This window comes from Maribacter litoralis, assembly GCF_902506355.1.
Taxonomy (GTDB): domain Bacteria; phylum Bacteroidota; class Bacteroidia; order Flavobacteriales; family Flavobacteriaceae; genus Maribacter; species Maribacter litoralis.
The window spans coordinates 3,328,699-3,342,728 of record NZ_LR733271.1 but is presented as its reverse complement, the minus strand read 5'-3'; the positions used below and the strand labels follow the sequence as shown (position 1 = coordinate 3,342,728).

Below are 14,030 nucleotides of genomic sequence, written 5' to 3'. Positions count from 1 at the left end.
TAATAATTATGAAAGATATTAAAATTGCTATTATAGGTTTAGGATATGTTGGCTTGCCGCTAGCACGATTGTTTGCTACAAAATATCCTGTTATTGGTTATGACATTAATGCCGGTCGTATTGAAGAACTTAGAAAAGGTCATGACAGCACCTTAGAAGTAGAAGATGATATTTTACAGAGTGTTCTTAAAGATGGACCAAAAATGGAAACCGGATTATTCTGTAGTAACCAGATAAATGACATCGCAGATTGCAACTATTATATTGTTACAGTACCCACACCAGTTGACAGTACAAATCGCCCAATCTTAACTCCCCTATACAAAGCTTCTGAAACCATAAGTAAAGTACTTAAAAAGGGAGATACCGTTATCTATGAATCTACGGTATACCCTGGTGTAACCGAAGATGAATGTATCCCTGTTCTGGAAAAAGAAACAGGTTTAGTATATAACCAAGACTTTTTCGCTGGTTACTCACCAGAACGTATTAATCCTGGCGATAAAGAACATACTGTAGAAAAAATTTTAAAAGTGACTTCTGGTTCTACACCAGAAGTAGGTAAGAAAGTTGATGCATTATACGCCTCGGTAATTACTGCTGGCACACATTTAGCACCAACCATTAAAGTAGCCGAAGCTGCCAAGGTTATTGAAAATTCGCAACGAGACATTAACATTGCCTTTGTAAATGAACTAGCCAAAATCTTTAACCTTATGGGCATAGACACCCATGATGTGTTGGAAGCAGCTGGTACCAAATGGAACTTTTTACCATTTAAGCCAGGTTTAGTTGGCGGGCATTGTATTGGTGTAGACCCTTATTATTTAGCACAAAAAGCTCAAGAATTTGGCTACCACCCAGAAATTATATTGGCAGGCAGAAGAATGAACGATACCATGGGTAAATATGTATCTTCAGAAGTGATAAAACTGATGGTTCAAAGAGATATAAAAATTAAAGGAAGTAACATTCTAGTATTAGGCATCACCTTTAAAGAAAATTGCCCAGATGTTAGAAATACTAAAGCTGTAGATGTTATAAGCAATCTAAAATCTTATGGTACCGATGTAACTATTTACGACCCATGGGCTTCTGTAAAAGAGGTGGCTCATGAATACAAAATGGAGGTAATTAAAGATGTTCCAACTAAAAAATTCGATGCTATTGTATTAACAGTAGCGCATAAAGAATTTTTGGAACTAGATTTAAAAAATCTCCTAAAACCAGAAGGTATACTTTATGATGTAAAAGGTATTTTAACTAATCACGTAGATGGCAGACTTTAATCAGTAAATAACAAATTAAACTTCCCATATAACAAATTCAAAGACAAACATTAAAGGATATTAAAAGCATTAGGTATTTATTGCTTATGATGTTTGAAAAGAATTTATTCAATAATAATAATGAAAAACACTTCATTACTTTCAGTAATAGTTCCTGTATATAATGTACAAGATTACCTTTCTAGATGTATTGAAAGTATTTTAACCCAAACATACACTAATTTTGAACTTATTTTAATTGATGATGGTTCTAAAGATTCTAGTTTAGAAATTTGTAACAACTACAAATTTAAAGATGATAGAATTGTAGTATTGAAACAATCAAATGCTGGATCTAGTGTTGCTCGAAATACTGGATTATCATATGCCAAAGGTGAATATATAGGTTATGTAGATAGCGATGATTGGATTTTACCTAATATGTTTGAAAAAATGATTGATGCATCAACAACTTACAATTTACAAGTTGTAGAATGTGGACTTTATAAAAGTAATGAGGTTATACCGTCAAACCAAACAGAAACCAATGTAAAAATTGAAAATCAAGAACAAGCTTTAAAGAGAATTATTAAAGCAGATAGTTTTGCTGTTTGGAGGAGAATTTACCATGCAAGCGTGATAAAGGGGATGAATTTTATACCTGGAAAAATACATCAGGATGTTTTTTACACATTAGATGTATTAAATAAATCTAACAAAATAGGTGTAATTAACAAAAACTATTATATCTATAATGTTGAAAATGAAAGTATAATTAGGAGCGCATATAATCTTAAAAAGTTAGATGCGATTGACGCTGTATACTATGTGAAGAAAATATGTTCAAACTATGGATTAGAGCTTCAAAAAATTGGGGATGTTTATGTAATGAAAGGTTTGATTAATCACTATATATCATTATTTCACCATAGCCATTTGGATTTAAATTTTCAGCATAGAAAAAAATTAAAGTTTGAAATAAAACAACATTACCAATTTATAAAAAAGGTAAAAAGCATAGAAAGAACAAGATCATTGATAGTAATCAAATCTACCTTTGGACTATATAAGTGGCTATTAATCGCCAATAAAAAACGAATAATGTTTAAGTTGAAATTGATTAAATTATTTAATGTCTAGACTTAAAAATACAATTCTAAATGCTAAAGTAGGTGTCTTATTTCACATCTTATTTCTAAGTGTACAATTTTTTTCAAGAAAAGTTTTCTTAGATAGATTAGGTGATGATTTTATTGGTACTACTTCCACTTTGCAAGCTTTTCTAGGTTTTTTAAATTTAGCAGAATTGGGAATAGGCACGGCAATAGGATTTGTCCTTTACAAACCAATATTCGAAAATAACCGTAAAGAAATTAATCAAATAATTCATTTCTTAGGTTTTATTTACAAAAGGATAGGTTTAGGTATAATTGCAGTTGCAATTGGGTTATCCGCATTCTTCCCATTAATTTTCAGCGACACAGCTGTTGACTTAGCACTGGTATATTACGCTTTTTTTGTTTTTTTATCTGGTTCATTATTTGGATATTTTTTTAATTACCACATATTTTTATTACAAGCTGATCAAAAGGATTTTGTTGTTACTAAGATTTTCCAAACAATTAGCATAACTAAAATTCTATTTCAAATTGTTGCTGTGTTACTTTTCGAGAGTTTTTTTCTGTATTTAACATTCGAATTGATATCCGGCATACTATCTTCTATTTTCATTCGGAGAAAATTAAAAAAAGAATATCCTTGGTTATCACTAACAAATCTAAAAAATACAATATTCAAGAATTTGAAAATTACCCTTATTTAGTTAAAAAAATAAAACAAATCAGTCTACATAAATTAGGAACTTTCATTTCTAGTGGCACCAATAATATTTTAATATTTTCTTTTATTAGTGCTCAAATGGTCACCTTTTTTGGAAATTATAACTTAATAATTAGTAATGCTGATTTACTTGTTACCAAACTTTTCTCAGGAACAAAAGCAAGTGTTGGAAATTTAGTTGCAGAGAATGATTCTGAAAAAAACAATCAAGTATTTTGGGAATTCATGTCTCTGCGCTTCTATATTGGGGGATTAGGTTTTATAGGTATAATCACCTTAATGGATCCATTTATTCAAGTATGGTTAGGAGAAAAATATGTACTAAGCATTAGCGTATCAATTGTATTCGCTATTAACTTTTTACTCGGTCAAATTCGACAGCCGGTTGATGTTTTCAAGCAAGGTTTTGGATTATACGCTGATACTTGGGCTCCTGTTACTCAAGGAACTATTAATTTAATTATTTCATTTGCTTTAGCAAAACCTTTGGGTCTAACTGGAATATTACTTGGTAATACTATAAGTTTACTTATAATTGTAATGATTTGGCGCCCCTATTATTTATATAAAAAAGGATTTAAAGTACAAATTGGCTCTTATATAATAGGTTTTTTTAAACATTTAACACTCTTATGCGTATTTTTATTTATCACAAATTTTATTATAAATTTATTTCCTTTTAAGGTTAAAAATTTTACAGATGTGGGCATTAAAGTAGTAATTGTGACCCCCCTATCCGCTACTATATATGGTTTAATTCTATACACAACAAACCAACACTTTAGAGATGTAATTAAACGCTTATATTCAGGTTTCGTCAATCGATAATTATAGATTATAACTTAGTTACATAATTTGATACATTATTAATTCTATTTCTAATAAATATGTGAAAACATACATTGTGTTAATCGTATTTAATCCTTGAAATGATAAATGCTTTCTACGTTCAAGCCGTAATTGGAACATATTTAATATCAAAAACTTTTATACTGAAGAGCAAACATGAAAGTGAACAATTAAGTAAATTTTAGGTCTATTTAAATAAAGATATTCAAAACTAAAATTATTATTTTTTGATGAAAATTGAAAAACCATACATCTATCCTATCTTACAATAAAATTATTTCTCATAAATAATCTTTAGGGTCAAACAATTAATTCATTGAATCAATTATTTTTAAAGCTTTCCTATAAAGATGTTAACAAAAGTGGTATTTAGTCGATTATTCGATAAAAATGATGTATTTCATCGATCAAAAACATCCAATAAACCGACTTTCAACGTAACACAAGGGTTGTAATTAAAAATCCAATCTATTGTTAAACTATTTACTTTTAATCGATTAACATGATTTTTAACAAATAAAAATTTTTTAAAAGCGTTAGACTACAAATACCCCAACAATCAACATGTAGTTCATCGAAAATAATGGTTATTTCATCGATACAAATAAATAATTAGATTATTATTGCAACCCAAATAGTAATTTTTTTAATTCTAAAACAAAGTACCTACTTATGTCAAAGTTTTTAAGTTTCACCTCAAAGTTGGCCCTGTTATCATTTGCCCTACTTTTAATGTTTTCTTGTAGTAAAGATGCCGATCTTTTATCTGAATATGTTATTAATGATAATGATGACGTACAAAGTTTAACAATTCTTACCAATGATAGTTTTTATATGGCCCCTGGTCAAAATACTATTTTAATGGATGTGTTAAACAATGATAATTTAGGTGCTAATTCTAACATCACAATCATTGAAACATCAACACCCATTAATGGTATTGTAACTATTAATGATGATAATACCCTAACTTATAGAGTTGGTGAAGTAACCACTACAACACCAGAGGAAACAACCGAACCGGACCAAACAACAGAACAAGAAGAAACAACCGAACCCGAGGAAACAACCGAACCAGAAGAAGATTCTTTCACTTACACCGCCGAAGTTGTTGACGAAGAAACTGGCAATGTGACTCAAGAAGAGGCTATAGTAACAATTTCTTCAAATGCCCCAACTGATTTAGATATGGGTGAACTTTTGGCCTTCCCAGGTGCAGAAGGGTTTGGAAGGAATACAACTGGAGGTAGAGGGGGAACAGTAATCCATGTTACGAACTTAAATGACGATGGTCCGGGTAGCCTAAGAGCTGCATTGAATGAAGAAGGTCCAAGAATAGTTGTTTTTGATGTTGGTGGAGAGATACATCTTGAAAGTCCTTTAAATATTGGAAACGGTAACAGCACAAATCCTAACTTTGAAAATATAACTGTAGCGGGTGAAACAGCTCCGTTCCCAGGCATATCCATACGAAATTATGGCATTGAAATCTACACATCGAATGTTATTTTAAGATATTTAACATCTAGGTTAGGTAACTACTCCTTAACCGATGGAACAGGAACTGAAAGAAAACCTTTAAGAATCAAAAATTGGGGAGTGAATGGTTATGTCCAAAAAAATATTATTATTGATCATTGTTCTTTAAGTTGGGCTACTGATGAAAATTTTTCTATTGGCGCAGCTTCAAGTGAAGCGAGGTTAGAAAATTTAACACTTCAAAATTCTATTATAGGTGAGCCATCAAACATAAGTGGTTACAACACAATAATCGGAGGTTACTGCTATAATATTAGTATTTACAATAATTACTTTTGTCATTCTCCATCAAGAACCCCCTTCCTTGGCTATGGATATGATAAAGAAAGTACTGAATTTATAAACAATGTTATTTATGGTTATAATGGTGCTGCAAATATTGCATTTGGCACATTGACCGATTTCATAGGTAATGTTTTTAAAGCTTACCCAAGTTTAACTCCAGATTACAGAGAAATAAATTACAACCCCAACAGCACTAATAATCCAAACGCTAACGAAAGTAATGGTGGCTTATTTATTCAAGATAACTTTCGCGTTTTTGAACAAGAGCTCTCTTTTTACAATGATAATGTTGAAACATACAAAAAATCAAACCGTTTACTTGAAAATAGTAAAATCAATAGCTGGGCAAATACTATGAATGGGATTGAAGATAAAATAATAAATAATAACATTGGTAATAGTTTATTTAGAGACAATGTTGATACAAGGTTTATCAATGATTACAAAAACGGAACAGGTGATTTCTTTAGGGGGTCCAACCCTTCCAGTTTAATTGGGGGCTGGCCAAATAAACAAAGTTCTTCCAGAGATAACTCTTATGATATTGATAATGACGGGATGTCCGATAACTGGGAATTAGAAGTCTTCGGAGATCTAACTAAAACTTCTCAAGGTGATGAAGATGGTGATGGATACACTAATATTGAATTATTCTTATTTTCTTTAACTCAATAATTAATTTAAAAACATTTAATAGGAAAAGACGTTCTTTTGAACGTCTTTTCCTATTTTTTCATAATATTCTAGCTAATTTGCATATTATTTTTGTAATCTTTTAAGTTGTGAAAAAAACATTTAAGTCATTATATCAAAATTCCTACATTGGTTTTAATATAATTAAACCTTTTGCCAAGATTTATCAATTCTTTCTTCATAAAAAATATTTATCAAGAGAATCATTTACCAAAAAGAAATTTAAAAAATCTTTTGGCTATGATTTAAATTTACAAAATCCTATATCTCTAAATGAGAAAATTAATTGGCTAAAGTTAAATTATAATCACCCATTGGCAACTCAATTTGCAGACAAATACGCTGTAAGAAGCTATATAAGAAAACAAATAGGAGAAAAATACCTAATACCGTTGTTATATTCTACAACTAACCCAGAGGACATAAAGCCCATAAACCTTCCTGACATACCATGCATCATTAAAAATAACCATGATAGCTCTGGTGGTATAATAATACGTGATAAAAATGAAAAAATTAATTGGAAAAGCATACAGAGTAGATTACGTGCGAATATGGCACACAATTTTTATTGGGATGGTCGTGAAAAGCCCTATAAAAATATAAAACCAATAATTGTTGTTGAAAAATTATTAACAACCAATAATGGAGAATTACCAGCTGACTACAAAGTTCATTGTTTTAATGGAAAAGTAAGAATGATCAATGTTGATATTGGAAGAGGCACTAAAAACCATTATAGAAACTGGTATAACAGAAAATGGGAAAGAGAAGAATACAGTTGGTCTTCTGACTTAGGTAACGGTAAATTTACTTATCCTAGCAATGAAGATGTCGAAAAACCAGCTTTATTAGACGAAATGATAACATTATCAGAAAAATTAGTAGATGACATTCCATACTTACGCGTAGATTGGTATATATTTCAAGACCAATTATTTTTTGGAGAATTAACATTTCATCACAATGGAGGGAACCGACCAATTGAACCAAAAAAATGGGATGTGTTATTAGGAAATGAATTAACATTAAATAAATAACAAAATTTTAATAGTTCAAATTATTTCTATCACACATTAAACTCTTGTAATTTCTAAACTTACCTTCAACCATGCTTATTAAAGCAATTCGATATATAACACTATTTCTAATATTCCTGAATTTCCCTGGATGGGTTTTAGATAACTTTAACCCCATTTTATCAAGCGCACTCAGTTATTTATCATTTGGTTTAACTCTACTCTATTTTATTCTAGCCAAAGAATGGAACTTCAATTCGTGGTTATTACTTTTAGGCTTGGTTTATTTCGGTATTTCAAGTTTATCAGGTCAAATTTACCTACCCGACTTAATAACTTATATGATTATTATAATCAAGTATTTCATATTAATAATTGGTGGGTATATCATGTTACGACATACAAGTAAAAAAGAAATATTTTATTTTTTATTAATAGGTGCGCTCTCTGTTTTTCTTCAAATGTTTGTATTTTACAATAAAGCCCAAGATTACGGACGTTATAGTGGATTTTATTTAAACCCAAACAGTTTAGCTTTCATTTGTATGATGGGCTATGGACTTACATACGGGCTAAAAACTAAATTACGTACTTGGGGGCAAATTATATTTACTTTTATTGGGTTTTTAACATTTTCTAGAACGTTTATAGTTGTTTGGCTATTGATGAATCTTATATCAATTCGTTTATCTCTTAAAAATATTCGTGTTTTAGCTATTGGTTTAGGTTTATTTATTGGTCTATTGACTTTTAACGCATTTTTACCTAAATCCAATCCTAGACTGGAGGCTATGGCAAATATTTTAGAAGGCAACAATACAAATACCAAAAAACTTGAGGAAGGTGGACGTTCGGATACTTGGGCTGCATATTATCCTGCACTTTTGGAAAAACCTTTTTTTGGTAATGGTTATGGTTCTTTTGCTGGTGGTGGTATTGCGGGTAGAGTTGGACCTCATAATGCATATTTAAAAGTTATAGGTGAGGCAGGTATAATTACCTTACTAATTATGATACTAATGTTTGGTAAAATGACATATCAGAGCGCTATTAACTTTTTGAAAAAACCATACCTGTTACTTATGATTGTTTCGTTAGATTTATTTTTATTGGCCAATCATAATTTTTTCGATTCTGGTTATGTTCTTTTTTTCATAATGTGGTTACAAATTCAACTTAACAAAAATGAGAACTCGACAATAAATAATAATAATAATAATAGATAGCTAAGTTATATTGTACCAATAATCGAAGTAAGGTGAAAATAACATTTATAATTTATGGTTTAGGTTCTGGTGGTGCCGAAAGAGCGGTCTCTGGATTAGCAAATTTTTGGGCAACTGAACATGAAATAAGTATCATTACTTTAGTCAAGTCGGATCCGTTCTACAAATTAGACCCAAATATTAAGCTTTATCACTGCTTAAATAGCGATAAAAAAACCACCTCTTCGTTATCAACAATTATTGATGGAGGCAAAAGGTTATACAAATTATATTTTTTATTAAGAAAAATTAGAAGCGAGGTAGTGATTAGCTTCATGACCAAAACTAATTACTATTCAATTTTAACCGCTAAGGCAATAGGGATACCTTGTATTATTAGCGAAAGAGCAAATCATGAATTAAATCGTTTACCGAAATCTCAAGAAAAATTAAGAAATTTTTTATACAAAAAAATTGATGCATTAGTAGTACAAACAACTGGTAATCTGAACTATTATTCTAAGACAATTTTAAAAAAACCAATTATAGTAATTCCCAATGCAGTTGCAACTGTATTTAAACGAAATACCCAGATTAAGGAGAATAATAAAATCATTTTAAATGTAGGTGCTTTTCGAAATGGAAAAGCACAACATATTTTACTTCATGCTTTTGCAAAACTTAAAACAACCGATTGGTCAATTATATTTTTAGGTCAAGGTCCAAATCTAAATAAAAATAAAGAGCTTGCTAAAAAATTAGGATTAGAAGAAAAGGTTATTTTTAAAGGTGCTCAGACTGACGTTGCCGCCTATTACAATAAAGCAAATATATTTGTTTTTACTTCAGAACACGAAGGTTATCCCAACGCTTTATTAGAAGCCTTATATTTTGGGATACCTAGTATCTCAACTAATTGTAAACATGGTCCCTCAGATATGATTACAAATGGTGAAAATGGGTTTTTAGTACCTGTTGGAGACATTGATGCTTTGGCTTCTAAAATGAAAATCATTATGAATAATAAAGAACTTCAAGAAAAATTTAGAAATGCATCTATTGCTTCTACTGAATATAATGAAATGGATAAAATAGCGACTAAATGGATGGATTTAATCAAGACTGTAACTAATTCCTATCTAATTAAATAAAAATTGAAAACTAATGCAATCCAATTTATGTTATATCGTTATACTTTAATAAATAATTTCGATTTAAGCAACTACTCCTTATAATATGTGCGGAATCTACGGAACAACAATAAAATATTCAAAAGAACAATTTTTTAAAAAACTAGAACGTACAGAGTTCAGAGGACCTGATAAAATGGGGCTTTCAACTTACAAAACCAATGAAGGTTCTATAACTTTTGGACATAACCGACTTAGTATTATCGATTTAGACCCCAGGTCTAATCAACCTTTCACTTATGCTAGTAAAATCCATTTAGCCTTTAACGGAGAAATTTATAATTTTAAAGAATTAAAAGAAATCCTATTTAAAAAAGGCTATTCATTTAATACAACCAGTGATACTGAAGTAATCTGTGCAGCATATTTAGAATATGGTATGGAGTGTGTAAATTATTTTAATGGCATGTTCGCGTTTGTTATTTATGATGAAGAAAAACAAATCTTATTTGGAGCTAAAGACCGTTTAGGGCAAAAACCTTTATATTATCAGCTAAGCAAAGAAGGTATTGAATTTGCAAGTCAAATCTCATCAATTCAGTTATTTAATAAACAGTTAACAATTAGTCAAAATAGCATTGAAAATTATTTGGCTTGGAATAATGTTCCGCATCCAGATTCTATTTTCAATGAGATAAAAAAAATAGAAGATGGTAATGTGTTTACTTTTAATCTCATATCTAAAAAATTTACAACATGGCCTTACTGGGATATTTCTAATAATTCATCTAATGGGTATAAAGGTAATTATGATAGAGCCCAAAACGATTTAGAAGGTTTACTAACTAACGCTGTTGGTATTAGGATGTTTGCCGATGTTCCCTTAGGCGTATTTCTTTCTGGTGGTGTAGACTCTTCCCTTATCGCCGCTTTGGCCAAAAAGAATTTTAACAAGGTGAAAACTTTCTCGGTGAAATTTGATGAGAAAGGTTTTGATGAAAGTCAATATGCTAAAAAAGTTGCTGATCATTTAGAAACGGATCATAACATAATTGAATGCAATTACAAAGAAGGTATTGAATTAATCCAAAATTTCAGTCATTATTATGATGAACCTTTTGCTGACGCTTCTGCAATTCCATCTATGCTCCTTGCCAAACACACTAAAAAACAAGTAACAGTCGCTCTATCAGGTGATGGAGCAGACGAAGCATTTTTAGGGTATCGTCGTTATCAAAAATTAGACAAAATCCAAAAAACTTTAAATGTACCCTATTTCATAAGAAAATTAGGCGGACCAATTCTAAATGTCTTTCAACCTAATAGATATAATGGAATCAAAAATATTTTAAATGCTAAATCTGTTGAGGAAGCCTATTTGCAAATGGTAGTTAATACAGCTTCTCCTTGGTTAAATATTAAAACGAATGTATCCCAAGTAAATGCACTCAAGTACTTATTTAACGACAACAAAAATTTCTATGAAAACGCCAGTGCTTTTGACTTAAAAACATATTTAAGTTGGGATATCAATACAAAAGTTGACAGAGCAACAATGGCATTTTCTTTGGAAGCTCGTTCACCATTTTTAGATTATAGAGTGGTTGAAATGGCCCAAAGTTTGCCTACCGAATTTAAATACCAACTCGGCAATCAAAAACGTATCCTAAAAGATATTTTATACAAACACATACCGGAGAGTTATTTCAATCGACCCAAATCTGGTTTTGGTATGCCATTAAACCTATGGTTTCGAAACGAATTAAAAGAAATGACACTTGACGAATTGTCATTAAAAAACCTTAAAGAAATACCTGGCATAAACCCTGGCATAACAAACAAAATGATTCAACAACACATGGATGGAAGTTGGGATCATTATTCAATGATTTGGAAATTACTGGTTTTAAAACAATGGATTAGTAAAAATGGAGCAGGAAATTCCATTGTATAATTTTTTAAAAAATTTAATTGAAAAATAAGAAATTAAAAATATTATATATTATTCCAACACTAACATTCGGTGGAGCTGAACGTGTTTTAATTTATTTATCTCAGAATATCAGTAAAATTCATTTTAATTCTGAATTAATTGTGATTGGAAATAATGTAAGTAATGGATTTGATGAATTAGGTCAAAATGTAACTTATCTCAACAGTAAAAGAGTAATCAAGTCTATTCCTAAATTAATTAAAACTATTAAGCAAGAAAAACCAGATATAGTTTTAGGAACATTATCTCATTTAAATGTTATTTTAGGGGTAATTTCAATATTATTTCCTAAAATAATTTTTATAGGTAGACAAACCTCTATAGCCAAAGTTTACAACAATATTGGTAAGAAAAAGAAATCTTATTGGCATTCCTATTTTTTTAATTTGTTTTTGAACAAATTAGATTACTTAATTTGCCAATCAAAAGATATGTCTAACGATTGTGTGGATTTATTTAATTTTAAACACAGTAAAATTAAAGTACTTCACAACCCAATAACAGACTCCTTTATAACTAAAACAAAATCACCTAAGACATCAGAAATTTTAAATTTAATTACAGTTGGAAGGCTTGTAGAAGTTAAAGGTCATTTAAGAATACTTAAAATACTTTCCGAGATAAAAGTTCCTTTTAGTTATACAATCATTGGTGATGGACCCCTAAGAGAGGAAATTTTATCAGAAGCTAAAAACTTAAATATTGACAAAAAAACAAATCACATTCCCTACACCAATAAAGTAGCCGATTATCTAAGTGAAAGCGATTGCTTCTTACAGGGTTCGCTCTCTGAAGGTTTTCCAAATGCACTATTGGAAAGTTGTGCGGTTGGTACGCCTGCAATAGCTTTTGATGTACCAGGAGGCACAAAAGAAATTGTTGAAAATGGCATAAATGGTTTTTTAGTCAAAACAGAAAATGAGTTTATAAATCATTTAAATAATTTACCTGATTTTGATCCTAAAACGGTATCAGACTCTGTTTATAAAAAATTTGATAAAAAAATTATATTGAATAACTACGAAGAATTTTTTAAAGAAATCGTAAAAAGAAAAGAAGTTGCAGAAAAACATTAAAATTTCCATATTCATTTATTCAATGTCAGGTGGTGGTGCCGAGCGTGTAATGTCTTACCTTCTACCCTATTTGCAAGCCAGAAATTATAATGTAATTTTAGTATTGATGAATACTAAAATAGTATACCCTAGTATAGAAAATATTCCAATTCACTATTTAGAAAAATCTGAAGCCTCAGAATCTGGATTATTTAAATTTTTAAAACTGCCGTGGTTAGCTTGGAAATATGCTCAATTTTTAAAGAAAGAAAATATTACCCATTCTTTTAGTTTGCTATCTAGACCTTGTTATATAAATATTATGGCACGTTGGTTTTCCTCGCACCCCTATAAGCTTATGGTCAGTGAAAGAAACTACCCGAGTTTGCAATACGGTTATGGGGATATGCAAAGTAAAATAAATAGTTACTTAGTTAAATGGTTGTACCCAAAAGCAGATTTAATCATTAGCAACGCCAAAGCAAGTACCCAAGATTTAATAGATAACTTTAATGTTTCACCAAAAAAAACTGGAGTAATCTACAATCCTATTGATTTGGAAAAGATAAATGCCATAGTCCCCAAAGCATCTTTCTTTGATGACAACTATACCAACCTAGTAAGTGTAGGAAGATTACAAATGGTGAAAAATCATAAACTTATGATTGAGGCAATAGCACCTTTTGAAAACACAAGATTATATATTTTTGGAGAGGGAGAGTTACGTGAAGATTTGCAAACACAAATCGAAAATTTAAAACTACAGGATAGGGTTTTTTTAATGGGTTTTGAAAGCAATCCTTTTCAATATTTAAAAGCTGCTGATATTTTCCTATTTAGTTCTAATCATGAAGGTTTCCCTAATGTAATAATGGAAGCAATGGCATGTGGGTTGCCTATTATAACGACGAATTGCAAATCTGGTCCAGATGAAATCATGGAACTTAAAGAAACTAAACTTGACGATATAATGATAACGGATTATGGTATACTCAGTCCTGTAGGTAACGCTCAACTACTTCAAAAAGGTATAGCTTATTGTATAGAAAATCCAGAATACCTAGCTAACTGTAAAATTAATGTAATAAAACGCATCAAAGATTTTGAAAGAGAACCTATTTTAGAACTGTACACTAATCATATCTTAGCATAATA

The 14,030-nt window shown here is 30.2% G+C and carries 11 protein-coding genes; all 11 read left to right on the top strand.

The features are described from left to right. The first annotated feature begins 8 nt into the window (after nt 1-8). A complete protein-coding gene (locus tag EXIGUO8A_RS14035) occupies nt 9-1,289 on the top strand; it encodes a nucleotide sugar dehydrogenase (RefSeq protein WP_159303620.1) in 1,281 nt (426 codons plus the stop codon). A 120-nt stretch (nt 1,290-1,409) separates the two neighbouring features. Then, entirely contained in the window at nt 1,410-2,408 is a 999-nt protein-coding gene (locus EXIGUO8A_RS14030; protein WP_159303619.1) for a glycosyltransferase, read from the top strand. Then, nucleotides 2,401-3,090 (top strand): hypothetical protein, encoded by a 690-nt coding sequence (locus EXIGUO8A_RS14025; RefSeq protein WP_159303618.1) that lies wholly within the window; start codon nt 2,401-2,403, stop codon nt 3,088-3,090. Before EXIGUO8A_RS14030 ends, EXIGUO8A_RS14025 begins: the two co-directional genes overlap by 8 nt. After that, nucleotides 3,027-3,935, top strand: a complete 909-nt coding sequence (locus EXIGUO8A_RS14020; protein ID WP_159303617.1) for a hypothetical protein — start codon at nt 3,027-3,029, stop codon at nt 3,933-3,935. Before EXIGUO8A_RS14025 ends, EXIGUO8A_RS14020 begins: the two co-directional genes overlap by 64 nt. A 693-nt stretch (nt 3,936-4,628) precedes the next feature. Then, nucleotides 4,629-6,455 (top strand): hypothetical protein, encoded by a 1,827-nt coding sequence (locus tag EXIGUO8A_RS14015; RefSeq protein ID WP_159303616.1) that lies wholly within the window; start codon nt 4,629-4,631, stop codon nt 6,453-6,455. 107 nt (nt 6,456-6,562) lie between these two features. After that, nucleotides 6,563-7,513, top strand: a complete 951-nt coding sequence (locus tag EXIGUO8A_RS14010; protein ID WP_159303615.1) for an ATP-grasp fold amidoligase family protein — start codon at nt 6,563-6,565, stop codon at nt 7,511-7,513. 71 nt (nt 7,514-7,584) lie between these two features. Continuing rightward, on the top strand, nt 7,585-8,718 hold the full coding sequence (locus EXIGUO8A_RS14005; RefSeq protein WP_159303614.1) for an O-antigen ligase family protein: 1,134 nt from the start codon (nt 7,585-7,587) through the stop codon (nt 8,716-8,718). 32 nt (nt 8,719-8,750) lie between these two features. Beyond that, a complete protein-coding gene (locus tag EXIGUO8A_RS14000) occupies nt 8,751-9,848 on the top strand; it encodes a glycosyltransferase (protein ID WP_159303613.1) in 1,098 nt (365 codons plus the stop codon). A gap of 85 nt (nt 9,849-9,933) precedes the next feature. Then, nucleotides 9,934-11,781, top strand: a complete 1,848-nt coding sequence (gene asnB / locus EXIGUO8A_RS13995) for an asparagine synthase (glutamine-hydrolyzing) (protein WP_159303612.1) — start codon at nt 9,934-9,936, stop codon at nt 11,779-11,781. A 17-nt stretch (nt 11,782-11,798) separates the two neighbouring features. Then, nucleotides 11,799-12,896, top strand: coding sequence for a glycosyltransferase (locus tag EXIGUO8A_RS13990; protein WP_159303611.1), 1,098 nt, complete (start codon nt 11,799-11,801; stop codon nt 12,894-12,896). Then, nucleotides 12,880-14,028, top strand: a complete 1,149-nt coding sequence (locus EXIGUO8A_RS13985) for a glycosyltransferase (RefSeq protein WP_236564495.1) — start codon at nt 12,880-12,882, stop codon at nt 14,026-14,028. Before EXIGUO8A_RS13990 ends, EXIGUO8A_RS13985 begins: the two co-directional genes overlap by 17 nt. Nucleotides 14,029-14,030: the final 2 nt, after the last annotated feature.

Bases quoted from the DNA above. Each gene is read 5' to 3' on its own strand.
- EXIGUO8A_RS14035 (WP_159303620.1), top strand. From the start codon at position 9: ATGAAAGATATTAAAATTGCTATTATAGGTTTAGGATATGTTGGCTTG.
- EXIGUO8A_RS14030 (WP_159303619.1), top strand. From the start codon at position 1,410: ATGAAAAACACTTCATTACTTTCAGTAATAGTTCCTGTATATAATGTA.
- EXIGUO8A_RS14025 (WP_159303618.1), top strand. From the start codon at position 2,401: ATGTCTAGACTTAAAAATACAATTCTAAATGCTAAAGTAGGTGTCTTA.
- EXIGUO8A_RS14015 (WP_159303616.1), top strand. From the start codon at position 4,629: ATGTCAAAGTTTTTAAGTTTCACCTCAAAGTTGGCCCTGTTATCATTT.
- EXIGUO8A_RS14005 (WP_159303614.1), top strand. From the start codon at position 7,585: ATGCTTATTAAAGCAATTCGATATATAACACTATTTCTAATATTCCTG.
- asnB (WP_159303612.1), top strand. From the start codon at position 9,934: ATGTGCGGAATCTACGGAACAACAATAAAATATTCAAAAGAACAATTT.